Below are 25341 nucleotides of genomic sequence, written 5' to 3'. Positions count from 1 at the left end.
TGTTAGCGCAAATGACACCGCATCCTTAGGTGCACAGCGTTAACCTAATGCCCGCAAGCGGCGTTGAATCCCTAGAATGGCAAGGCAAAAAAACAGCGTAAACAGTCCCCAAAGCTGTAACCATTTTGGCAGCACACTCGCCCAGCTTGCCCCCATTTGATTCAGCTCCAACATACCCATAATGGCGGGAACCGCAGGGATAATCTGCGACCCCAGCACCAAGGGCTCAGGGATCAAGGCAATCGGCCAGACAAAGCCGGAGACAAACAAGATAGGCATGGAAATCAGCAGCAATACTTGAGTCGGTAAATCACGGCGGCTAAACAGGGTGCTCATGGCAACCCCTGCCGCAGCCGTCGACAGTAAAAATGGCAACAACCATAGCACCACTAAACCAAGACTCGCCTGAATGCTCACCTTATACCAGTGGTAACAATACCCCACGTAAAAGCTAGTAAACACAATATAAATCAACATAAAGGCCAGAATACGACCACAGACCAATTGCAGCGGCGAGACCTGCTGCCAATAGCTGCGGCTGCGCCACTGCCCCGCACCAAGGATCCCAGTCCCAATCAACAAGGTTTGATGCAGGATAAGTAAGAACAGCCCAGGCACCACGTAGGGCGTATAACCTAGGCTAGGGTTAAAGGCGGGTACACTGTTTAAATGCAGCGAGTTTAGGTTCTGCTCGGCTTCTTTTGGATTTTTCCCCTGCGCGAGCATTCCAATTAATTGCACTTGCTTACCCGCATCCATTCCCGCACTGACAAGCCCCTCGGCCACCGCCGAATAAATCAAGAAGTAACTGGCATCGCCGCCGTAGCTTAAGGTCACGCCCTTACCCAGCAGTAAGTCACGGCGAAACCCTTCAGGGATCACGAGTAAGCCGTGGGCCTTGCCGGTTTCAATAAAACGCTTCGCCTCAGTGATGGAGCCGACTTGACCTATCACTTGGATTTTTGCACTGGCATCCGCATGGCGAATAAGCTGACGGCTTAGGGAAGAGTGATCTAAATCCACCACAACAAGCTGTTGCTCTGTAGGGACTTGGTGCAAGTAAGGCAAGGGATAGAGCACCGAATAAAATAGCACACCGCCGAATAGGGTCACGGCAATCGCCTTGTCGCTAACAATCGCCTTGAGTTCAGTGAGCACTAACTGCCATAACGTCATGCTATTACCCCTTCACTGACAGAGGTGTGGCGTCGAATACAGCCTGAGCCTTCACCGTCATCGGCAGTAATTTACTTGCCAAGGCATAAATCAAAGGCAGTAAAACGATAAATCCCCAATAACTGCTGAGTTGCTGCGCCAGCGTCGGCCAAGCGGCGCCATAACTCACCACGCTTACATGGGACTCGATGTAGTGGCTCGATGGCATGACAAGTCGCCACCACTGGGCAAGTTGCGGCATTTCATGGGTAGGGAAAGTGTTCCCCATAAAGGCGAAGGCTGGAGCAAACAGCGCAGTACAAAAACTGATGACCCGCGCGCTATCGCGCATCAGCACAAAGATAAACAGCACTAGGCTCCACACCGCCAGTAGCATAATCAACTGGGCAAACAGCAGCAGCGCTAAACGGCCTGCAAAAGGCAAAGCCAGATACAGATATAACCAAGCGAGGATAAACCCGCCTTGCAACATCAATATCGGGGTAAACAACAGGATTTTAGCCAACACCTTAGGCCAAAAATGCTCGGTCAATCGATTGGAGATCCCATCCTCTGACTGCGCGGCATTAAGGTGTAACTCGCGATTTAAGCTGTTGGCCATCACCAACATAGATAATAACTGCCAGAGTGCGACCAATACCGGCGGCACTAAAAAACCTATGTAGTTGTTATTACGGTTAAACAGCGCGGTCGTTTGGCTCTTTACTGGGCTTAAATTCACCGCCACTTGGGATTTTGGCGTGCCCGTCATCAGTTGCTTAAGGCCTGCGACCTGTAACAGTCCATCGCCTAGACTCAACTGAATTTGGCTCGACAGCAGCTTACCCACCAGCAAAAACTGGCTGTTGTAACGCACATCGATTGTTGGTTTATGGCCGATGAGTAAATCCTTTTTCATATCATGGGGAAATACCACCACGGCATAGACCTGCGCCTGCTGCATGGCCGCGACGGCCGAAGGGAGATCGGTAAAACTGCGCGGCTCGGTGACAGGGTTAGCTTTGAGTTGACGGGTCAACATTCGGCTCAATTGGCTATGGTCTTGGTCGACAATCGCCACGGGTAATTGCCGTGGCAGCCCAGCACTAAATAACCACCAGAGACACAAGATGCCCAGCAGTGGGATGTAACTGATAAGGGCCAGTTGCCAAGGATCGCGCCATAGCGCCCTAAGCTCGCGGCGCACTAATGCAATGATGCCTGAAGATGCAGGCTGCGTCGCATTCTGAGCCTCGTTCAACGGCTTAGACTCGCTCAAATGCGTTTGCTCGCTCGGTAACTTAGCCACAGTCGTTACTCACCACTAAGCAGTACGGACATACCGACACGCAGATCTGGGATCGACGCAGTGGGGCGCAGCTCCACCTCGAAGGTGCGCATATCAAAATCATGGCCGCTTTCGGTTGATCGCCAAGTCGCAAAGTCGCCCATCACACTAATATGGGAGACAATAAACTCGACGGTTTTATCTAGCGCAGGCAGAGTCAATTGCAGTTTGTCGCCCTTTTTAAAGCGTTTTAGCTGATCTTCACGCACTTGGAATACCGCCCAAGCGTCCTGCATGTCGATAAGACTCACCACGGGGAAGCCACTTGGCGCCAACTCACCCGCTTGCAACAATACTTCGCTGATTTCCCCAGATTTAGGCGCGCGCATTTGGCTGTCGGCCATGATGGCACTGACTTCTTTCACCGCGCCTTCGGCCATACGTGCATTGCCCGCCGCTGCCGCTTTGGTTTCGACCCGCGCGCCTTCTTCGGCCATTTGATACATGGCTAATGCGGCTTGCTCTGTATACTTAGCCGCTTGCCACTGGGTAAAGGCTTCATCGCGTTTTTGTCTTGCGGCGACTCCTTCGTTGAAGAGATTTTCCACTCGGGTATAAGTGGTTTTAGCTAGCGTTGCCGCCGCTTGAGCCTTAAGCCACTGCTCCTTGGCCGCCATCACCTCTTGGGTGCGGGCGCCGTTATTCGCCTCCTGTTGCAGTGCTTTTGCCGCATCACGGCCACCTTCTGCCTGCATCAGCTTGGCATCGAGCTCAGGACTGTGAATAGCAAATAACAAATCACCTTCATTGACGCTATCACCACGGCGCACAAGGACCTGCTCAACCCGCCCAGGCACTTTGGAGGATACGTTATATTCGCGGGCTTCAATTTGCCCCTGCAACAGGCTTGGCTGCGGGCTGTAAGCCAGCTTAAGCCCATAGGCTAAGATAAGGCCTAATGCGACCAACGCCGTTAGGGCAAGGATTCTGTTAGCGCGCATTGATACTCTCCTGCGATTGAGTGCCTGTGGCACTGCGACCAATAAATTCGTCTAATTGACCACTGATGGCCATTAATCTGGCATAGGCTTGCACATAACGATAACTGGCACCGAGCTGTTGGGTTTTGACGGCACTCAGTTTTAATTCGGCATCGACCCTGTCGATAGAGGTCGAAAGCCCTTGATTAAAGGCGATCTCCCTTAAACGTAGGTTCTCGGTGGCCAGTTCGAGTGAGGTATTCAATGCCTTAACCTCTTCCTCGGCCTGCAATAACTGGCGATAGCTTTGGTCGAGTAACAAACTTAAGTCTTGGCGGGTCTGCGCCTTAGTGTAACGAGCTTGCAGCAAGGCACTCTTAGCCGCTTCAACCTTACCACTGCGGCCATCGCGACTCAGCAAGGGCACTTTTACGCCGACACCCACCATCCAGTCCGGCTCCACCTTAGAAAACAAACTGTCATCTTCGTATAAGGTGTAATTACCAAAGAGGAAAACCGTGGGGTGATATTTGCCTTTCTCTAAGGAAACCAAACCATTGGCCTGCGCTTCTTTAGCCTCAAGCAGTTTAAGCGCGGGATGCTGGCTCAAGGTCACTTGGGTTAAATCCCCCAATGAAGGTGCCTGTGGCAAGACGAACAACGGCGAGTTAGTGCTGACATCACTCAGCTGCAACATGCGCGATAGGGCGATAACGGCCATTTCATGTTGACGGCGGGCGCTACCTAAATTGACCTTAGCGTTGTCTAAGGCGACTTGGGCATTGAGGCGTTCAACCTTTGCGATTTGCCCTTCGCGCTCCAGCGCTAGCGAGTGGTCAACGTGCTTAGTTAAGGAGGCCACCAGCTCAGTTTGGGTGCTGACGAGGGATTGAGTCACGTCGACGGCATAATATCTGTCAACTAATTGAGTGAATAGATCACGGGTCGCTAACTGTAATTCTTGCTGCTTCTCGGCCACCATGGCGGCATGAATGCCTTGAGCCGCAGTGATCTGGCCACCAGTATAAATCGGCCACATCGCCTGTAAGCTGGCGCGGAAAATATCTTGCTCGGTAAAAGGCGTAACAAACATCGAACCCGGAATACTCGCCAAGGCGCCACCGAGAGCGGGGGGCAAGGTCGCAGGGTCAAGCGAGGCTAAGGGATTAAGATCCCTTAAATCTAATTCAATTGGTTTTTCGAGGTGGGTATAACTGCCATTCAGGCTGAGGGACGGCAGATTTAAACTTTCGCCAGCCTCTTGCTCGCCCTTGGCGCGATTCACCTCTTGGGATTGGGCCTGGAGTTTATCGCTCACCTTAAGCACTTGCTGCCAAGCCTCAGTAAAGCTACTGGGCTGGGCACTAACCGCTAACGGCAATAGCGAGGGCAAAGGCAATAAACACAGCCATGCCAAACGTGATAGTTTCATTAACACCTCTAGAGTAGTTACTCTAATTTCCTTTGAAAATGATAACATCCATCATGGAAGGCGGCTAGAACCCACCGCCTTAAGTGCTGCCTAGACAGTAAACAAGCGGGTTATGCCGTACCTCCAACGGTTAAACGGTCAAGTTTGAGAGTCGGTTGACCGACACCCACAGGCACGCTTTGACCATCCTTACCACACACACCAACGCCCTTATCTAGGGCCATGTCGTTACCCACCATGGAGATCTGGCTCATGGCTTCTGGGCCATTACCAATCAGGGTAGCGCCCTTAATTGCTTGAGTCACTTCACCATTTTCAATCAGATAGGCTTCAGAAGCGGAGAACACGAACTTGCCCGAGGTGATATCCACCTGACCGCCACCAAAGTTAGGCGCATAAATGCCCTTCTTCACTGACTTGATGATCTCGCTCGGATCAGACTCGCCCGCCGTCATATATGTGTTGGTCATGCGAGGCATAGGCAGATGCGCATAGGATTCACGGCGACCATTCCCCGTCGGCGCTACGCCCATCAGGCGCGCATTTAATTTATCCTGCATATAGCCTTTAAGAATACCGTCTTCGATCAACACGGTTCTCTGGGTTTGTACGCCCTCATCGTCGATGCTCAGTGAGCCACGGCGATTCGAAAGTGTGCCATCGTCCACCACGGTCACGAGTTTCGAAGCCACTTGCTCGCCGACCATTCCACTAAAGGCGCTGCTGCCCTTGCGGTTAAAGTCACCTTCTAGACCATGACCTACAGCCTCGTGCAATAACACGCCTGGCCAACCGTTACCGAGTACTACAGGCATCTCTCCGGCTGGCGCATCGATGGCATTGAGGTTAACTTGCGCCTGACGCACCGCTTCACGGGCGAAGGCAAAGCACATAGGTAAACCAGTTTCATCCGTCACCATAAACACGCTGTAATCGTGACGGCCACCGCCACCTGCGCTGCCACGCTCACGCTTGCCATTTTCTTCTAAAATGACGCTGCAATTAAAACGCACTAACGGGCGAATATCGGCGGCCAAAGTACCCTCACTGGCGGCAACCAGAATTTCTTCATGCACGCCCGCGAGGCTAATCACCACTTGGATAATGCGGCTGTCGAGGCTACGAATATAGGCATCGGCCTCTTTCAGTAGATTGATTTTTTTCACTTCTTCCATGGCGGCGATAGGGTCGAGACTATCGTACAGCGCCAAGGCTTGTTGACGTTTGAAAGCCTGAACCTTGGCCTGCTCACCCGCCCCGGCAATACCACGCGCCGCCTCGGCCGCAGCGCTTAATGCCGCTGGCGTAATATCATCGGCATAGGCAAAACCGGTTTTCTCGCCGCTGATGGCACGCACACCGACGCCGCGTTCGATATGGAAGCTACCATCTTTAATAATGCCATCTTCGAGCACCCAAGATTCGTGGCGACTACCTTGGAAATAGAGATCGGAAAAATCGACTTTATGTTGATGTATGGTGTTTAAATAACTCTGTAACCCATCTAGGGCTAAGCCACCCTTTAATAAACTTTGCTCTACTTGTGCTAAAAAAGGCATCGCGGTTCTCTCTGAAAGCTTGGCTAAAATTGGCAACTCACTCATTTTTAAAATAACTTAAATTCGCTGTGAGTCTATTTCATCTTAATCTGTTGAAGGCTTAATCTGTTCAAGGCTTGATCTGTTCAAGGCTTAAGGTTCGGTGCAGTAAAGCGATTATGTTGCGCCACGGGCATTTTACTGCGAATGCTGTGCACCTCGGCCACATCGATATCGGCATGCACCCAACCTGTACCGGTTTTCTGCTCGGCAATCACCTCGCCCCAAGGACCTATCACCATGCTCTGCCCCCAGGTCTCGCGGCTGCCTTCGTTGTGGGCGCCCCACTGGGCGGCGGCCAAAATAAAGCATTGGGTTTCAATGGCTCTGGCCTGTAATAACACCTGCCAATGGGCTTCTCCCGTAACCTTAGTAAAGGCCGAAGGCACGGTAATAATCTCGGCTCCTGCGAGGCGCAGCGCCCTGAATAAGTCCGGAAAGCGTAAATCATAACAGATGGTCAAGCCAATTTTGCCAAAAGGGGTGTCGATGACGCTGATATGATTGCCAGGGCAAAAGGTTTCACTCTCGCGGTATTGCTTAGTGCCGTCGGCGACATCCACATCAAACAGATGCAATTTATCGTATTGCCCTAAGGTATCACCTTTATCATCAAACAGATAACAACGGCTGTAGACACGTCCATCCTCCGCCAATGCAGGGATGGTTCCCGCCACCATATACACGCAGTAACGGGCGGCTAAGGCACTTAAGGCGGATTTTAACGGGCTAAGATGACTGTCGCCCGCATAGGCGAGTTGTTGACTCTCATGGCCACCAAACAGCAGGCTGCATTCTGGTAGCACCACTAAATGCGGGGCATCTTTGTCCCATTGCAGGCGCTCACGGGTTAATTCCTCAAGCTGCGATTCGATAAACAACAGATTCGCGCTGACGTCGCGACTGCTCTGACATTGCAACAGGCTGATGCGCATGACTATCTCCTTGAATTGTGTTTATCAACAATGCCACCTTGGGGCTCACAGGCTTAGGCTGTTCGGGTTCGACTTGGGATGGCTCTAAAGGCTCTACCTTAGGGAGCGTCGGCGCTTGGGGTAATGCCTCTTCCTCGACCGCTTTTGTTGGTTCATCTTTAGGTTTATCAGCATCTGGCGCAGGCTGCTCATTGTTTTTCTCAGGCTCGACGGTCGGCGTAGCGTCTTTCTTAGTCGGGGCACTATTCTTGACGGGCACTGCATCGCTCTTAGGCTCACCGCCCTCGGTTGGTGCAGGCAATTCGCCCCCCACCATAGGCAGAATCGACTCGGGGATTTCAATCTCTTTACTCTTACGCTCGAGTTCTTCCACCACAGGATCGGACATAGTGCCAGTCACTCGGAAGCGAATTTCCGAAATCACCTCAATCACAGGTTCGAGCACCTTGGTCAGTGCAAACGCACCAAGCCCCAACGTCCAAGCACTGGTACTGAGCAGCACTACAGTCGGCACACTCGACGCCAGCTGCGGCACAAAACGGATATCATAATTTAAGCTTTCGCTGGTAAGATCCGTATAGCCGCGAACCTTCATATTGCCGGCAATCGCATCCATTTCGGTGTCCGTAGTTTTGACTACACCATTATCGATTTGCAGATTGCCGCTAAAGGAGTTGAAGTACATGCCTTGGCCGAACACATCGCTAAAATCTAAGGATAATTTACGCACTAATGAATCGAGGCTGAAGAGAGAGAAAATCCGCGCGCCCTTATCGCTCACTTGGGATAAATGTCCCTTACCCAGTTCAAACTTCATTTTTCCGTTTAAGGTTTCGAGGGAAAACGCATAGGGAGCACCTTGCCAAGCCAGCTCGGCATTCACCTTCAGTGGCGCCTCATTAACGCCAGGATCTATGCCCAATTGCTGACTCAAATAATTAAACTGGCTGGCGTTTAAACTCACCGTCAGTTCAGTTTGGTTTTGACCATTCTGCTGCTGCCAAATACCGTTGCCCTGTAAGGACACCTCTGGCGTCGTCAAAGACAGGGTTTGAATACGATAACCCGACGCTTGCGGGCTCGCCTGTAGTACTAGCTTGCCAAAGGGTTTGTCGAAGAAACGAAAATCTTCCACATTCACCGCAACTGGCGGTAAATTTGTCAGCACCTGATCTGCCGCAAAATCGGCTTCACCTTCGGGTTTGACTTCGGGGGAAAAATAAAACTTACTGGCGGTAACTTTTAAGCCTTGGGTCATCCAATTCGGGTAAAAATCGACCGTTCCCTCAAACTCGCTGGCCTTGGCATCGAAACGCCAGCCATGTTCGTTGGGTTTAGCGCTCAATCTGAGTTCGGTCAGCCCTTGTCCCAATAAATCAAACTTACCGATATTGGCATCGATCCCAACCACTGAGGGGAACAAGGCGGAGTGGCTCGCCTCTTCGACCAAAATACCAGTACGAACAGGCTGATTATCTGTACCGACAAAGGCATTGATCACAGGCAACCAATTGATGAGCTTGCCGCTGGTGACATCAATCTGGATATGCCCCAGCTCGGTATTGGGTACTTCGGCCGCATCGAAGAGTCGACCCAATAGCAAATCAAAATAACTGAATTGGGTGCCCTTTTCGGCCTCAAAGGCACCGATAAACTCGGCCTGCGTATCCAGTTTGACCTTTAGCGTCGCCGTTTGCTGATCGCCAGAAAACTCCGCCATTAAGGGTCTAGGTTCGTCCTCGGGTTTGGCAAAGGCGCCAGGCAGTTTTAAGCTTGCGCCAACCAGATCTGAGCCCACATTGGCTTGAATTTGGTAACCTTGATCATCGAATACCATGTTCAGATTGCCACCCCAAGCAAATTTACCTTGGTAAAAATCACTCAATGGATTGTGCAACTCTTGGGGTAAACGACTCAAATCCCAGCGGCTTTTCATATCCACATTGAGCACAAAGTCTTTACCTTCGGGTTTAGTGGCAAAACTAAACTCAAAAGGCTGCTCAAATAGACGGGATTTAATGCCTTTGCCTTCTACAACCTCATTCGCAAACTGCACTGCGCCAGTCACAGCCTTGAGCTGCAAACCGGGCTGGGCAATAAAGACCGGCGTATTATCAAACTGAATTTGGCCACGGATATCCTCGGCCTCGCCCTCATACAAGGGGATGCTGATGTCTAAATTCCCCGTCACCGCGCCCTGAACTTGCACAACGCTTAAGGTCTTGCCCACAGTATCGGCAAGGGGAGATGCCTGCAGCACTTGAGTGGCCGCACTGCCTTGGGTGGCGAGATCGGCCTGAATTTTTAACAGCGAATGCTCGCCTAATTCCGGAATAAACACATGGGCACCGTCGGCCACCACATTCATCAATTTACCTTGGTTGACCCAGATATCCATGCGGGCATTTTCAAATAATGCGTCGAGAGAAAGCTCAGTAACCGCGGGCCAATCGGGTTGGAATTGATACTCGGCGTTATCTAAGGTAAAGGCCGCTTGGAAAACGCCGCTATTATCCTCAAAGGGAAAGCTCGATAAGGCGCCCTGCCATAACACTTGCGCATTTTGGCTCTGACCGGCTTTGATCGCACCATCGAGATACTCCACCAGTGCCTCACCCATGGCTTTGACGGGGAAGTATCTGTCCGCATTGGCGGCATTTTTAACGGCCACATTGGCGGCGAGTGACATACTGGCAGCGGCGCTAAAATCCAGTTTTAGGGCGGCGGAAAGCCCAATATCGTCGTTTTCAAGCTGCACCTCAGGCACGGATAAGGTCGCCTTTTGGGTATCGAAGGCGCCAGTTAACTCTGCGCCATGCAGCACTAAAGGCGCAGAAAACTGATCGCCAAAATCGAGGATATAAGTCTGCTCGGGCAGTGAAAACACTAAGCTGTCATTCTGCCATTGCAATGCTAAATCTAAAGGATTGGTGTTAGGTATGCCTTCGACTTTCTGCCAATGTAATTGTTTGATATGAGTGCTGGCCAGCAGGGGCTGCTCGGCGACTTGATAGAGGCGGATGGGCCCGACACTGCCTTGGGGCACGAGGTGGAACCACTGCTTAAGTACGGCTAAATCGACACCAGGAAATAATGGCAATATTGGAAATAAAGTCGGTAAATCGACCCGACTCACATAGGCATATAAGGCATCGTCTTGCTGTTTGGCCGCAAGCTTAAGGTCGGGCCAATGTTCACCATTGGTAACAAAGTCCAAATCGGTACTGCTGATTTCCCAACCCTTCTCCTTGGGTAGCCAGCTAATACTACCGGACTGGATCTCAAACTTTTGCGGCTCACCTTCCATCGCCCATTGCAACCAACTGGGTTCAAACTGTACCAGTCCCGCACTGACACTGCGGTGGGCAAAATCAAACCACGCCTTGAGATTGACCACCCCTTCTAATGGCAACTTTTGGCTTGGATCATAGGGATTAGGTTGACGCGAAGCCCATTCGCCCAAATCTAAGGATTGAGCCGCGAGATAGATTTGCCCCTTCAGTGTATCGGGCACGGTCGCATCGCCATGAATATCGAGCTGCAAACTCAGCGACTCGTTTTCTTGAGCATTATTATCGAGGTAAATCTCCCCGGCACCACGGTGACGCTCACCATTATTACGCCAATTAAGGTGGCGAATATGGATGGGTCGGTATTCATGTCTAAGGCTCAAGAGCTGCACCGAGGCGTCCGTCAGCGAGAAACGTTCAAGCTGCTTTAAGAGCAACTTATACAACCAATCGGTTTGCGCCGTTTGATTGGCAGAACCCTGCGCCTTAGTGCTCGACAATTTGTCGATATCGAGGGCAATATGGACGCCATCAAAATTCACATCCTCGATGCGTGGACTGGTGGTCAGCAGCGATTGCCAAAAATCCAATTTGATTTGGACGTTCTTCACCAACACGGTAACTGGGAGTTTTTCCTGCGGCGGGATCACCAAATTATCGACCGTCACGGCCGGGCCAAAGGCCTGCCATTGGGCGGATAATTCGCCGACTTGAACATCGATTTGATATTCGCTTTTTACATACTCAACTAACTGCTGACGAACTTCGTCAACCTGTGGCAATAATCCGCGGATCAAGCTTACCGTCAGGGCAAACAAGACTAAGATCAGTGCCAGTAATTGCCAGCAAAAACGGCTTAGTTTTTTCGCAGTAAAAAGCGTTGCCACTACATCATCACCACGTCGTATTTATGCTGGGAATACATGGGCTCATTTTGCAGGCGAATACGCTTACCTATATAGACCTCAAGCTCGGCGACCAGATGACTTTCATCGCCATTTAAGCTGTTGTACACCGCTGGTGAGCAGTAAAGCAAAAACTCATCGGCATCATAGGCCCGATTCAAGCGAATGATTTCGCGGAAGATTTCATAAGAGACTGTTTCAACCGTCTTCATGCTGCCCGTGCCCTGACAAGCGGGACATTCGCCACACAGCACGTGCTCTAGGCTCTCTCGAGTACGCTTACGGGTCATTTCCACTAACCCAAGACCTGAGAAGCCACTGACGTTAGTCTTGACTCTGTCCTTGGCAAGCGCGCTGTTTAAGCTATTGAGTACCCGTGTTTTATGCTCGTCACTCAGCATATCGATAAAGTCGATAATGATGATGCCGCCGAGATTACGTAACCTCAATTGCCGTGCAATCGCTTGGGTGGCTTCGAGGTTAGTGTTGAAGATGGTTTCTTCAAGATTACGGTGACCGACAAAGGCGCCGGTGTTGATATCGACCGTGGTCATGGCTTCGGTCTGATCGATAATCAGGTAGCCGCCCGATTTGAGCTCCACCTTACGACCGAGGGCGCGCTGGATTTCATTTTCCACATCGTAGAGGTCAAAAATCGGCGCAGGGCCAGAATAATGTTCAATTTTGTCGGCGATTTCCGGCATAAACTCTTGGGCGAAGGCTTGCAGCTCGGCAAAGGTGCGACGTGAATCGACTTGAATTCTGTCAAGCTCAGTTCCCACAAAGTCGCGCACAATACGTACTGGCAAAGCCAAGTCTTGATAGAGTAAGGCCACGCCACGGCGCTGACGACGCTCTGAGACCTTAGACCATACACGGCGCAAAAAAGCCGCATCCTGGGCAAGTTCATCCTCACCTACACCCTCGGCGGCTGTGCGGATAATAAAGCCGCCGTCTTCATCGACAAAAGGTAGAGTGATTTTCTTAAGACGACTGCGCTCTTCTTCCTGCTCAATCCGCTGAGACACCCCAACGTGGCTAGAGCCTGGCATAAACACCAGATAACGAGAAGGCAGTGTGATGTCTGTGGTCAGGCGCGCACCTTTAGTGCCGAGCGGATCTTTTACCACCTGCACCATAATATCTTGCCCTTGGCGAACCAACTCGGCGATATCACGGACCACAAAATGGCCTTTTTCCACATCGGCCACGCATTCGGTGTGCGGCACTATGTCGGAGGCATGTAAAAAAGCGGCTTTATCTAAGCCAATATCAACAAAGGCGGCTTGCATGCCGGGCAACACGCGGCTGATTTTGCCCTTGTAAATATTGCCCACCAGACCGCGCTTCATGCGCCGCTCGATATGGACTTCTTGCAGCACGCCATGCTCAACCAGAGCCACACGAGCCTCAGATGGGGTTACGTTAATCAGTAATTCTGAACCCATCTTGCGCTGTACTTTATTCGGATTTAAGCGACCGGTATTCACGACTCACCCCATTAGGGAAATTAAATTAATCTCAGTATGTTTTAAGCCTGAAAACCAATATCACAGAAGTTTGTCTAGCAAAGACTCAACTAACGCCTTGTATTGTATCCATTAGCGTATGCCAGCCTCGGATAATAGTTCGCGGGTCTCCACTAATGGCAAACCCACCACGCAGGAGTAACTGCCCTCAATAGATTCGACAAAACAACCGCCTAAACCTTGGATCCCATAGCTGCCCGCCTTATCCATTGGCTCCTGTGAGGCAACGTAGGCATCGATATCGGCTTCCGACAGCACGCAAAAACGCACTAAGGTTTCGACTAAACGCACAGAGGTCTGGTCAGCCTTAGCTAAAGCCACTGCGGTCATCACAGTGTGCGCCTTGCCAGAAAGCGCACGCAGCATACGCTTGGCATCGGCTTCATCAACAGGCTTACCTAATATTTCGTTTTCAAGCACCACGATAGTATCAGAACCTAATACAGCAGGCTGTGACATGCCTGAGCATAATGCAAGCCCTGCCTGGGCTTTTTCGGCCGCGAGGCGCAGTGCATAGTCCCGAGGCAACTCGCCTGCTTTAGGCGTTTCATCAATATCCGGCGCCACTTGGGAAAAACTAAACTCGGCGCGACCTAAACCTATATGGGTCAACAACTCTTTACGGCGCGGCGAAGTTGAGGCTAAAACTAAATTCACTGCTAACGAACCTTATAATGACGTCGAATCCGACGCAAAATCCAAAAAATCCACGGCCAAAATACCAGGCCCGATAACGCGGGTAAAAACAGATCCGTATGGAACTTAGCGCCATCCATTACAAACTCGACCCAATAGATAATTAGGTGATAGATAACAATCAACACCATCACCACTAGCGACTGTTGCCATTTAGGAAAGTTGCGTAAACGCTGGCAATGCAAAATCGCAATATAAATCACTAGCGACATGGCAAGTGGGCGTACACCTAAGGTAGCACCCAACAAAATATCCAAAGCCAATCCCATCAACCATGCCGTGAGGATGTTATATCTGTGGGGCAGCGCAATGGACCAATAAATCAGAATCATCAATAGCCAATCGGGACGCCAAGCCTCGACAATCGTAGGCAAAGGCATAATTTGGCTTAACAGTCCGACAAATAGGGTCAGCCATACCACGAGTCTGCCATTTGCAGCTTGTAAACTCATTAGTGCACCTCGGCTGGCGGTTGAGTGATGGCAGCGTTCGATGCACCGTTAGCATTGCTCGGCGCCGCAGCGGCGTTAGGAGCTGTGGCGTTAGAAACAGCGCCTTGAGGATCGGTGCCATTGCCAGCATCGGGTTTAGCTTCTTCTACCGGATTATCCGCCGCAGGCACAGGGATTTGATTCGGTAAGGTCACTCCAGAATCAGGAGAAGGCCAAATCAACAGCAGATAACGAATCCTATCGAGCGCCGCTAATGGCTGAGCCGTAACACGCGCATAGCTCTGGCCGTCCTCGGTCAATACTTCCATCACCCGCGCCACCGGATAACCTTCAGGGAAGCGATTACCTAAGCCTGATGTAACTAACAAGTCGCCCACGCGAATATCAGTACTCTTGGCTACGTGGCGAAGTTCAATCTCATCCAGCTCACCAGTACCGTTTGCCACTAAACGCACATCGTTACGGGTAATACGTACGGGTAAACCGTGGGACACATCGGAGAGCAAGAGCACGCGACTCGTCATCTCACTGATCTGCACAACTTGACCGACAACCCCTTGGGCATCGACAACAGGTTGGCCAACAAACACGCCACTTCGAGAACCGTGGTTAAGCACCACATAATGATGGGAAGGATCACTGGCCACCTCCATAACTTCGGCAACCATCTTGCGGGAATCCTGATAAGCAGGCGACCCCAACAAGGCGCGTAAACGCTCATTTTCCTGACGCAGATGCTCGAAGCGCTGCAAACGCTCACTCATTAATAATTGTTGCCTTAGCAACTCTTTATTTTGCAATGCCAACATATTGCGGGTAGCAAAACTCTCCGATGACCAATCGAGGATCGCACTGGGAACACTCGCAAGGTATTGGATGGGGCTTAGGGCAGATGAAAGGGATTCACGGGCAGGCTCGAGACGGTGATTTGCGGCAAGCAAAATCACCGACAGGATAATTGCCAGTGTTAAACGGAACTGGTTCGAAATACCACGAACAAAAATAGGCTTCATAGGAAAGCTAAGGCGGTGATTAACCGCCCATACCGAAGTTAGATTAGGTTTCTTCGGAGAACAGATCGCCGCCGTGCATATCAATCATTTCAAGGGCTTTACCACCACCACGCGCAACGCAGGTCAGAGGATCGTCCGCCACCATGACTGGAATTCCAGTTTCTTGCATCAATAAACGGTCTAAATCACGCAGTAAGGCACCACCACCGGTTAATACCATGCCACGCTCAGAGATATCAGATGCTAATTCTGGTGGCGATTGCTCTAATGCCACCATGACTGCACTCACAATGCCAGATAATGGCTCTTGCAAGGCTTCTAAAATTTCGTTGCTATTCAGCGTGAAGCTACGAGGTACACCTTCGGCCAAGTTACGGCCACGGACTTCAATCTCTAATACTTCATCGCCTGGGTAAGCAGTACCGATAGTGTGTTTGATACGCTCAGCCGTTGCTTCACCGATTAAGCTGCCGTAGTTACGACGTACATAGTTGATGATGGCATCATCAAACTTGTCACCACCGATACGCACAGAAGAGGAATACACCACACCGTTCAAAGAGATAATCGCCACTTCAGTGGTACCACCACCGATATCTACGACCATAGAACCCGTCGCTTCAGAAACAGGTAAACCCGCACCAATTGCGGCTGCCATTGGCTCTTCAATCAAATAGACTTCACGGGCACCTGCGCCCATAGCTGACTCGCGAATCGCACGGCGTTCAACTTGGGTTGCGCCAACGGGAACACAGACTAATACACGTGGGCTTGGACGAAAAAAGCTGTTGTTATGCACTTGTTTAATAAAGTGCTGCAACATTTTCTCCGTCACATAAAAGTCGGCAATCACACCGTCTTTCATCGGACGGATTGCTTGGATATTGCCAGGGGTACGGCCTAACATTTGTTTGGCTTCTGTACCGACAGCGGCCACAGATTTCTGACCAGAACTACTACGCTCACCACGTATAGCAACAACAGAAGGCTCATTGAGGACTATGCCTTCGTCACGAACATAAATTAAGGTGTTAGCTGTACCCAAATCGATCGATAGATCATTAGAAAAAATGCCACGCAGCTTCTTGAACATGTAACTAGCCTGTATTCTGTGGAGTCAGAAGAAAAGAAAAATCAGCTAACTTTATCAATGCCACCCTGATTCCACAAGACCGTTGAGGTTAACAATCGCTAATGGAGTGTTTTTTTTTCAAATGTGCTGCTCAAAAACACTATTTAATCGAAAAAAGCGCTTTGCTGGCGAAAAATCCAACAGTTAAAAACCACTATCAATACAAATTCGCAACATTAGTAAAACCTGTTTCTTGCATTTATCCCTTGCCTCACACTTTACAACGCCGCCTCAAAAACCAGCACTCCATGATCAATCACCAAAGGCGATTCTCAATTCAGCAAAATCAAATTGAAAATAGCCTTAATTGACCTCTCTCCAGTAGATGATTCTGTCATGGCCACGGTAACGGCCAAAAAATGCACTCGCACGGGGATCGGATAAGCTGGTTGGGGAAACCCCGTTCCAGTTCCAATACCATTCTAACCATGTAGGTACATTCAACGGTGCAGTTACTTGGCCGCGGTATAAGTTGCCACTTGAGGTGAGCGCTCGCCACAGCAAATCAAATTGCCCCTCTTGAAAGGCTGATGAAGCGCCGGAGCGATTAATGCTCTGCCCTGTGGTTAAATCCGGATCAAAGTTATAACCCAGCCCTGCATTATCCACCTGAGACCCAAGGCCATAGGTAGCAATAGTGCAGCTATCATCGCCATTTAATACCCAATTAGTCCCATTCCAATATTCGGCTCGGGTCGGCATCCTAAGGATTTCAGTTTCTGGACCATAGGTATTGTCCATCACCACCCTGCCATGACGGAGGATCTGCGTGGTGATTTTCTTGGCATTACAGTTAGTGCAATTACCTGCCGTTGCCGCATCCATATCCGGTGAGGCCACATAGCTGAATAACCCATTTGGTCGAGGGTCGTTATCCGCTAACTGCACGCCAATATCAAGCAGCTCGAAGGGGCCATCTTGATATAAATTCGTCGTCACATTCGGAGTCACTCGGTTTAAATAAGCGCGGTAAGCGCCATCGACCGTCGCCACACCTTGATTCCAACTATCAACCTTCACAGGTAAGGCACTTAAACGACTCTGTAGATCTACACCATTGTTATTGTTTTCGCCCACCAATTTCGCGGTCGCGAGGGAGAATGGCGGAAAATAGTTCTGCGTCACCGCGCCGCCGATATTCAAGGCTTTGAGGCTCATCGACATAGGGAAGGGTTGATCCATATAGCTAAAACTGCCACAGGCAGGTACGACAGAAATATCTCCCACTAAAAATCTATCGGGCACAAAGCGGCCAATATTAGCGGAATAGCCAATCGGAATATTTAAGCTGCTGGCCGTACCGAGATAATTAGGGCTCGCCTGCGCCGAAACTTGGAACACCCCCACTTCGCTAATCGTCTGATTAGTTAAGGTATTGAGATTATTATCTTGGACAGTGTGGTTATAGGATGCCACGCCTAACGTCCCATCATGGCCGCCGCTGGCAATGCTTGGCGCCACGACTTTACTGGCAAGTTTCATGGCTTGATCGCTAAAGTTAACTGTAGATAAGTTGCCAGTGCAAAAGTCAGTATCGCCGTCTTTTTCCCAAGCCATAGCCTGTACTGTCATACCGAAATTTTGCCCCGCTTTACGGTAGGCATTACAGCTCATATTGGCACTCGGGCAACTGGCGCTGGCATCCGCGGGTTTAACACACAATCCTGCGGGCACACTGACAAATTGGTCTGAGCCCGTCATCACTAAGCCTTGCTCGTTACCACTGCCGATATATTTAGCATCGAGTTGTAATTTGCCCGCATCGGGGTAATTGACAGACATAACAGCTTGTCCCTTAGTATCAAACAGCAGCTCTATCGGTAGAGTTGAGGTACTGGCATTGCTCAACATTTGCCCATTGATTGTTACGGGCTGCGGGGATAACAATACCGAGGGAATAATGTTAGTAGACCAAAAGTTTAGGCTCTTAGTCTGGTTCTGGAAGCCAGGGGTGCATTCTTGAGTCACATCTGATTTTTTAACAGCCTTTATACGAACGTCAACTGGCTTATTCGCTAATTTATCTGGTACATCAAAGACAAAACCACTGTCGGCGAAGGTGAGTGAACAGTTGTTTTCACTCAAGCCACCATTACCGATACGGCAAAGAGTTTTACTTAAGGGTTTAGTTGTCGGACTCGAACCTTTTACCCCCAAGGTCACAACGCCTGGGGTATTACGCCTTAGCTGTAGTTGGGTTGTGCCATTACTAAAGCTCACCTGATTACCGCCAATCCAGATGCCTTCGGAGGTGGATTCGGGTAACAAGGTCGCCGTCAAAGGGTCGGTAAAGAGCTGGCTACAACTGGCGTTGGCACAAGCGCGAATCGTCACGGTTTCGGGATTACAGGTTAATCCCTGCCCCGTATGGTCAAACTCAAAATGATCGATTTGAGCGCCAATCGGCTTCGACTTTAAGGCACAAATTTGAACATTATCAATTTCATGATTGTTATTGGAGCCACCAGTCGAACCTGTAAGTGAAAGTAAGAAATCACTAGGGATTGCGGCTTGTCCTGCTTGGGCCATAACATCAAAGGAGGGGATTAAGGTAACAAATCCCGATCCTGTATTACGTTCAATCTTTACCATCGACTGGCCCGATACCTGCGAGTCTATAGTGATTTTATAACGGTGCGCAGGCGAGACATTATTGCCATCGACCGTGGGTGATAAGCAGTTACCATTGGTATTGCTCGCGCCACTGTTACAAGTGCCACGTAAATAATTATACCCAGATGTACCAACACCGGAGCCACGAACGACAACTGACTGACGACGCTGGCCGATACTGCCACCTCCCCCTTCACCGGAGAAATTACCAAACTCATCAATACCCACACCTAGCCAACCACCAGCGAACCCGCTAATACCAGGTTTAAAGCCATAACCTAAAGGCCCACCAAAGGCACCGGGCTGGGGGGTAATCGAAGCGTCAGACAGCACAAGCGCAATACCGTCGGCGCCATTGCCACCATAGGCATAATGGTCGAATTGGATTTCGACTAAGTTATTCGCTGCGGGGAATAATCTTTGATAGGTCGAGGCGGTGGATTGATCTGATTTCGCTTCGGTTAAGCGCATTCGGCCACTCACAATAGAAGGGGTAAACGAACCACTACTGCGTGACACCACCCAATCATTACTTAATGCACTCTGAGAGAAATTATCGCCAAAGCACTGTAAAACAGGTGCGGGATTACAATTCGGAACAACATCAATCTTTGCAGCATTATCATCAAATTTAATACTACTATTTCCGTCTAAGCTAATATTCTTAGCTGTAACAGACCCTTCCAAATAAGAACTGCCTTCTAGCACCGCATTTCCTTCAGCAACAACATAGGATTTAAGAGATGCACCACCATTGAGCGTAAAATTCGAATAATTATAAATGAGAAACCGTTCAGGTTTTCCAATAAGATTTAGGTCATTATGTTCATAATCATTTTTAATAAAAAATGAAACAGTTCCATTAGAGGGGAAAACTAAAGTTACACCATAATTAATTGATAAGGTTTCAATCCAATATTGTCCCGCAGCAAGTTCAATACGGCCTGATTTTGCTGTAAGTGACTTCATCTTATACACGCCATCATTACTAACAAAACGAATTGTTTTATCTGAACCACCATCAAGAACAATATTTTTATATTCACCTTCAGTTACATCAATCCGTGTATTATCCCACGATGGAGGGCCTACATTGACAGGGCTTGAAGATGTGCACTGAGAAAAATCAACACGGCCAGAGGGTAAGCTAGCAATATAATCGCCATCTTGACACCAACGATATGAATTATTAGACGTAACACATAGTGTTGCTAAGCTATTTCCCTTTTGAATAAAATTATAAGTTGGCAAATAGCTATACCAGATAAGTGCATTATTGGGTGCATTATATAAATAAGAGCTATTAAAGGTAATTGAACCATTTCTATCGTAATTATTAACACCTTCAATAAAGGTTTTACTCCAATCAGCCTTTGCCAAAGGGGATGAGCATACGATGATTAAGAGTGAAAGGATTAATGGAAATTTAACCATTACGTAGCTCAACACCATTTTTGATAGCTTAGTTCCCACGAGCTTCTACCTCTACTTGACGGCTAACACGGGTGTCACCACTCTCACATACCGCTTTGCTATTAACCCGATATTGTGTAACCGTTCCGACGGAATAAGATGCACAACTTAAACTCACGCTACAGGCATGAAAGCCAACCACATCAGGAGGTGTCCAAGTGCTTGAAACGCTTGAGCAGCTCGGAGTGTAATTTGCCGCAGCATTCAGCGGAAACAATTGTGCCAGCGCCGCATCGGCACCACTATTTGCCGCCGCTAAGGCGCGAGTTCCCCACACTTCTTGAGTTAATCCGGTATCGGCATCTTCCACTATGTTGATTAAGGCGGCGGCCAATAAAAACATGACGGTAATAACAAAAATACCTATGACTAAGGCGCTGCCACCTTGACGGTGAACCACAGACTGACCATATGCTGAGCCCGATAGGCTAAATAAGTTAGGGGGCATTAATCACCTGCACTTGATGTCGATATTGAAATGTCTCGCCGTTGACATTAAATCGCGGCTGTAGATGCACCATAGCATTATTGACTAGACTCGATGGCGTTAAGATCAGCGGTAAATCGGCGTTATTACTCAACTCATTGGCCACACTCTGTGCCATTAAAACGCCAGAGCTCATATCCGTCGGTGTTGGCTGGCTGGTATTAAAACCATACCCAGTATAACGCTTTAGGGTTAACTCATTGCCTGATGGCGCTTTTTCAAAGCAATAACTGACAGGTGCAGAAGCAAAATAGATCCTTTGTCGCGGAGAAGCTTCGGAAAATTTAACGTTAGCAGTAAAGGTTAAACTCACTTGGTTAGCTGCACTGCTAACGGTTTTAATCTGCGCGCGTTTTTGCCTCGCACTGTTATACACATCGCTATCGGTCAAAGGGTAAATCCACACATATTGATTAGCCTTAATCTTACTGGTCACATCATCCAATATCACAGTCCCCATTAGGGCTGCTGCACTCGGCGCTATCGGCATAGCTAAATAGGTAGTGCTCGCCTCGATAGGCACAAACTCAACACACTGATAGGTTAAGCCATTGCCATTGAGCCGCACACTATTAGGCACGGCGCTACGCAGTTCACGGGTCATTCGCTCAACGGCAAAGCGGCTCTGGCTTAACACTTGGTCAACCGAGCTCGACTCCACAAAAATCCGCGTGCCGAAAATAATAAAGCTACTCACGCCCACCACCAGAATGCCTAGGATAAGGATCACAGTGACCATTTCGACTAAGGTAAAACCCCGTGGGGAGCGCGCCATGCGCTTTGCGGATAAAGCGCCCATTAGTAATTGCTCCTCACCAGATTGTAAGTGATCACTTCGTTATCTGGGGTAGTCACATTAATGGTCACTAACTTGGTATTGGGCGCAGGTCCATAGGCGACAGAGACACTTAATTGGTAGTTAGGATACGCCTCTGCATAAGTTTGGCTGGAATTGAGCATAGTGGCGTTTTGGTTTAAGCCGTGATAGTCGTCCACATCGTTAAAGTCATTACGGCCCTCGCCCTCATTTGGCCATTTCCACTCTGATGGGCCGAGACTCGTCACAACTGAGCAAGGCAGTCCTAAAGGGCTGCCACAGGCGGGTACACCGCCATTGGCATTAGTCTTTTCATCGTAGCGCTTACCCCAAATCTCATTCATCACCGAATGGGCCAGCTCGGCGCTTTTTACTCTATGTAAGGTCTTAGCCGCGCGATCCGCCTGCGGAAATAACATGCTACTCAGCATCACAATAGCAATCGCAATAACCAACATGCCGACCACTAATTCGATTAAGGTAAACCCCTGCTGTGGTTTAGTTTTTGGAGATGTTTTTATTGATGTTCTTATTGAAAGCAACCGAGGATTAATTCGCATAGATATAGCCCTCGCTGGAGATACTAATCGCCACAGTGTCATTGGCAATCACGTTAATGCATGGCCCATTACAAGCCAACGAAGCTCTGCCATTAATATCAAAATCGAGGTTGAAATTACTAGCATTATTGCTAGCGAGCACTAACTGCGCACCGCCTTGAAAAGCTTGGCTATATAGCGGATTAGGAGAGAGTGCTGTGCCAGTGCACCCAGCATTATTTCGGGTCGCAAACTGACTCACTTGATAACCCGTAGGATAAACCGTGACGCGATAGCATCTATCAGTATTATTTAAAGCTTTTTGCTGAACCTGGCGCAGCTCAGCCATAAATTCATTTCGCAGGCTAAAGGCGCTGTAGGATGACTGACTGAATAAGCGCGGCAATACCGTCACCGAAAGTATCCCTATCAGGATAATAGTCGTGACTAATTCGACTAAGGTAAACCCAAACTGTCTGCCGGTGGAGAATCTACGCATCGTCCGCTTTGCCGTGGTTCTAGGTTCTAGGTTCTAGGTTCTAGGTTCTAGGTTCTAGGTTCTAGGTTCTAGGTTCTAGGTTCTAGGTTCTAGGTTCTAGGTTCAGTTTCTGCCAACTTGATTCGTAAGGCAAATATTTCACCTAAACAAAAGAAATAATTAGCAAATTCAGTTTATTACAGCCAACACCCCAATAGATTGTTGGCCTAAAAAAAAGGCCTGCTAGGCAGGCCTTTTAATGGAAATGTCTCTAGCAGCCAGATACATCAGTATTAACAGTGATAGGACCGTATGCAGTCAGACCATTCACATACTGAACATAACAAGTGCCAGGATTATTGGCATCTTTAGGGCTAACTTGTCCTTGAGGATAGAAATAAATGCTCTTACTGTCAGTATCCTCAAGATAAATCCACTCGCTTGATGTTCCACTATCGGCAGCATTAATATCTAATGCGTTTTCAAGAGAGTCTGTCCATACTGGCGTTGCATGACCATAGTTAATCAAAACTGTTTTACCAGTTTCAACAGTCACTTTTGGAGGCGTTGCAGCCGTAGAAGCAACTGTATTATTGCCCGCAATTAACGATTTTGAGTTAATTAAGGTATCTGCACCTTTAATCGCAGCCTCCAATCCTTTCACAGTTGAAGCGCGAGCATCCGATTGTAGATTGATAAATTTAGGCGCGGCGGTAACAGCTAAAATACCTAAAATAATAATCACAACCACTAATTCGATTAATGTAAAACCACTTTGCTTTTTCATTTAAAACCCTTACTTAACAACCAGATGACTCAACATGATATTTAGGAGGATTACTAGAATCTGCCTGTTTGTATTCAACCCAACATTTTGCCGTATTTGAAGGCGTCAACTTTTTAGGATGAATAATCACAGGCGATGTAAGTGTCGTTGTAACCGTTGGCGCTTCAACAATTGTCCACTCGTTGGTGGTGTCTAAATCAAGCACTAACACCATATCAGCTGCAGCTTGCTTCAGATATCCATAAACACCGTTTACTTTCACATCGTTTGCCGTATCAGAATCACCTTTATCATCGATGATAATGTTAGATGTAGCCTTACTTTCTACCCCCTGAATCGCCGCCTTAGAATAAACAAGCGAATTCGCACCTTGCAAAGAGGCTTTGACGCCATTCAAAGTGGATGCGTATGCATCTGACTGAAGATTAATAAACTTAGGCGCCGCTGTGACAGCAAGAATACCTAAAATAATAATAACTACAACTAACTCAATTAAGGTAAAACCCTGTTGTCTTCTCATCATTAACTACCTATGTAATAACAATTCTAAATACTTAAACTTCACGACTGTGTAATTAAGGCGTAAACGGTGTTTGAGTGAAACTTAATACTTTACCCGTACCAGGGTTATAAACCACCCCTTTAGCGCCAGCGGTGGATAAGTCTGGAGCCGGAGTCGGTACGCCCGTGGTTTGATTTAGTACCAGTGAAGCCACTTGGTGATACACACATAGATCTAAACCACTTACCGACGTGCCATTAATCGCATTTGAACTTCCGCCCGCACCATCGATAACGCGCACTGTATAACGTTGATTGCGCGCATCTTGCGAATAAAGCACGTTACGCGGTGCACTTTGCAACACAGTATTAAATACCTGCTGACAGCTTGCATCGGTCATCGCCGTCGCATCGGTACCAGAGGTGCCCGTTGGATAGCCAAAACGCGGGTCGAGGGACACTGAGGTACCGTCTAAGATCACACTGCTATTTTGGCGACCATCGACTTCCCATTGTGAACGCACAAAACTCACTGCGGTGGATAAACCACCCGCGACTCCGTCCACACTGGCATCTTCAGCATCATCGGTGACATTTAAAAAACGAGGGATCGCGGTTGCGGCCAACAGACCCAAAATTACGATCACTATGACCAGTTCAATCAATGAAAAACCATCTTGCTTATTCTTCATTCGTCTCTCCCTATCTTGATGAAAGTCCATTCTAACAGCTAAATCAGTTTAAAAAAGCCCGTTACTTAACAATATTTTACGGAAACGTCAAAAAAATGACCCTGCCAGAGTTGAGCTGATAGCCGATACTATCCCCATTTTGCGCGCGGTAACGGCAGCTATTATCCTTAGCAAAATACGAGCCGATAAGGGATTCGTCCCCCTGCTCCTGTCCCATTAATTGTTGCCACAATCGCTGACACGCTTGGTCATCCAACTGGCTAGGTTGTGGCCAACCCTGCGCATTCATCATCACAAAAGTTTGTTCATTATTTGTGCTTTGTTCGCTAAACCCTTCCCAATCTAGTCGCATTTGCGGCGGATTGCCAAGGGACAACCATTGAGAACGCACCATAGCCAACACGTTTAAGAAGCGCGTATGCTCTAACTCCACATTGCGGGCGGCCAGTTGTGGCATAGTCGCAAAATATTTAAATCCAATCACCGCGAGAATAATCAAGATCAAGGTCAGGCTAACGAGCCGCCCATACACACGTAATAGATCGCTTT

General features: G+C 48.8%; 21 protein-coding genes. All 21 read right to left on the bottom strand.

Annotated elements, in window-relative coordinates; translation table 11 throughout:
• Window positions 1–39: 39 nt before the first annotated feature.
• Window positions 40–1176 (bottom strand): ABC transporter permease, encoded by a 1137-nt coding sequence (locus ACK5NH_RS08080; RefSeq protein WP_416919044.1) that lies wholly within the window; start codon window positions 1174–1176, stop codon window positions 40–42.
• A 4-nt stretch (window positions 1177–1180) separates the two neighbouring features.
• A complete protein-coding gene (locus tag ACK5NH_RS08075) occupies window positions 1181–2416 on the bottom strand; it encodes an ABC transporter permease (protein WP_416919080.1) in 1236 nt (411 codons plus the stop codon).
• Window positions 2417–2469: 53 nt separating this feature from the next.
• On the bottom strand, window positions 2470–3444 hold the full coding sequence (locus ACK5NH_RS08070; protein ID WP_416919042.1) for an HlyD family secretion protein: 975 nt from the start codon (window positions 3442–3444) through the stop codon (window positions 2470–2472).
• The gene (locus ACK5NH_RS08065) at window positions 3434–4855 is read right to left on the bottom strand and encodes a TolC family protein (RefSeq protein WP_416919040.1); all 1422 of its coding nucleotides are present in this window, start codon (window positions 4853–4855) and stop codon (window positions 3434–3436) included. The genes ACK5NH_RS08070 and ACK5NH_RS08065 overlap by 11 nt, the downstream gene beginning before the upstream one ends.
• Window positions 4856–4965: 110 nt before the next feature.
• Window positions 4966–6414 carry a metalloprotease TldD gene (tldD, locus tag ACK5NH_RS08060; RefSeq protein ID WP_416919038.1) on the bottom strand — a complete coding sequence of 483 codons (1449 nt, stop codon included), beginning with the start codon at window positions 6412–6414 and terminating at the stop codon, window positions 4966–4968.
• Window positions 6415–6539: 125 nt separating this feature from the next.
• Window positions 6540–7388, bottom strand: coding sequence for a carbon-nitrogen hydrolase family protein (locus ACK5NH_RS08055; RefSeq protein WP_374922804.1), 849 nt, complete (start codon window positions 7386–7388; stop codon window positions 6540–6542).
• Window positions 7312–11565 carry a YhdP family protein gene (locus ACK5NH_RS08050; protein ID WP_416919036.1) on the bottom strand — a complete coding sequence of 1418 codons (4254 nt, stop codon included), beginning with the start codon at window positions 11563–11565 and terminating at the stop codon, window positions 7312–7314. The genes ACK5NH_RS08055 and ACK5NH_RS08050 overlap by 77 nt, the downstream gene beginning before the upstream one ends.
• The gene (gene rng / locus ACK5NH_RS08045; protein ID WP_416919078.1) at window positions 11565–13031 is read right to left on the bottom strand and encodes a ribonuclease G; all 1467 of its coding nucleotides are present in this window, start codon (window positions 13029–13031) and stop codon (window positions 11565–11567) included. The genes ACK5NH_RS08050 and rng overlap by 1 nt, the downstream gene beginning before the upstream one ends.
• Before the next feature lie 153 nt (window positions 13032–13184).
• Entirely contained in the window at window positions 13185–13769 is a 585-nt protein-coding gene (locus tag ACK5NH_RS08040; RefSeq protein ID WP_416919034.1) for a Maf family protein, read from the bottom strand.
• 2 nt (window positions 13770–13771) lie between these two features.
• Window positions 13772–14260 carry a rod shape-determining protein MreD gene (gene mreD / locus ACK5NH_RS08035; protein ID WP_416919032.1) on the bottom strand — a complete coding sequence of 163 codons (489 nt, stop codon included), beginning with the start codon at window positions 14258–14260 and terminating at the stop codon, window positions 13772–13774.
• Window positions 14260–15273: a rod shape-determining protein MreC gene (mreC, locus tag ACK5NH_RS08030; protein ID WP_416919030.1), complete on the bottom strand. Its 1014-nt coding sequence runs from the start codon at window positions 15271–15273 to the stop codon at window positions 14260–14262. The genes mreD and mreC overlap by 1 nt, the downstream gene beginning before the upstream one ends.
• A gap of 43 nt (window positions 15274–15316) precedes the next feature.
• Window positions 15317–16366, bottom strand: a complete 1050-nt coding sequence (locus ACK5NH_RS08025; RefSeq protein ID WP_011624203.1) for a rod shape-determining protein — start codon at window positions 16364–16366, stop codon at window positions 15317–15319.
• A gap of 342 nt (window positions 16367–16708) precedes the next feature.
• Window positions 16709–20452 (bottom strand): DUF6701 domain-containing protein, encoded by a 3744-nt coding sequence (locus tag ACK5NH_RS08020; RefSeq protein WP_416919028.1) that lies wholly within the window; start codon window positions 20450–20452, stop codon window positions 16709–16711.
• A 28-nt stretch (window positions 20453–20480) separates the two neighbouring features.
• Window positions 20481–20939 (bottom strand): MSHA biogenesis protein MshP, encoded by a 459-nt coding sequence (locus ACK5NH_RS08015; protein WP_416919026.1) that lies wholly within the window; start codon window positions 20937–20939, stop codon window positions 20481–20483.
• Window positions 20929–21777: a PilW family protein gene (locus ACK5NH_RS08010; RefSeq protein ID WP_416919024.1), complete on the bottom strand. Its 849-nt coding sequence runs from the start codon at window positions 21775–21777 to the stop codon at window positions 20929–20931. Before ACK5NH_RS08010 ends, ACK5NH_RS08015 begins: the two co-directional genes overlap by 11 nt.
• Complete coding sequence (locus tag ACK5NH_RS08005) at window positions 21777–22355, bottom strand: type IV pilus modification PilV family protein (protein WP_416919022.1); 579 nt, start codon at window positions 22353–22355, stop codon at window positions 21777–21779. Before ACK5NH_RS08005 ends, ACK5NH_RS08010 begins: the two co-directional genes overlap by 1 nt.
• Entirely contained in the window at window positions 22345–22833 is a 489-nt protein-coding gene (locus ACK5NH_RS08000; protein WP_416919020.1) for a type II secretion system protein, read from the bottom strand. Before ACK5NH_RS08000 ends, ACK5NH_RS08005 begins: the two co-directional genes overlap by 11 nt.
• Window positions 22834–23083: 250 nt before the next feature.
• Window positions 23084–23599 carry a type II secretion system protein gene (locus ACK5NH_RS07995; protein WP_416919018.1) on the bottom strand — a complete coding sequence of 172 codons (516 nt, stop codon included), beginning with the start codon at window positions 23597–23599 and terminating at the stop codon, window positions 23084–23086.
• Between the two features lie 13 nt (window positions 23600–23612).
• Window positions 23613–24122 carry a type II secretion system protein gene (locus tag ACK5NH_RS07990; protein ID WP_416919016.1) on the bottom strand — a complete coding sequence of 170 codons (510 nt, stop codon included), beginning with the start codon at window positions 24120–24122 and terminating at the stop codon, window positions 23613–23615.
• A 52-nt stretch (window positions 24123–24174) separates the two neighbouring features.
• Window positions 24175–24792, bottom strand: a complete 618-nt coding sequence (locus ACK5NH_RS07985) for a pilin (protein ID WP_416919014.1) — start codon at window positions 24790–24792, stop codon at window positions 24175–24177.
• A 76-nt stretch (window positions 24793–24868) separates the two neighbouring features.
• A partial coding sequence (locus ACK5NH_RS07980) for an MSHA biogenesis protein MshF (RefSeq protein ID WP_416919012.1) occupies window positions 24869–25341 on the bottom strand: 473 nt, incomplete at its 5' end.

The organism is Shewanella sp., assembly GCF_047975355.1.
Classification (GTDB): Bacteria; Pseudomonadota; Gammaproteobacteria; order Enterobacterales; family Shewanellaceae; genus Shewanella.
Note: the sequence above shows the minus strand (reverse complement) of the source record. Positions and strands in the feature narration are given on the sequence as shown.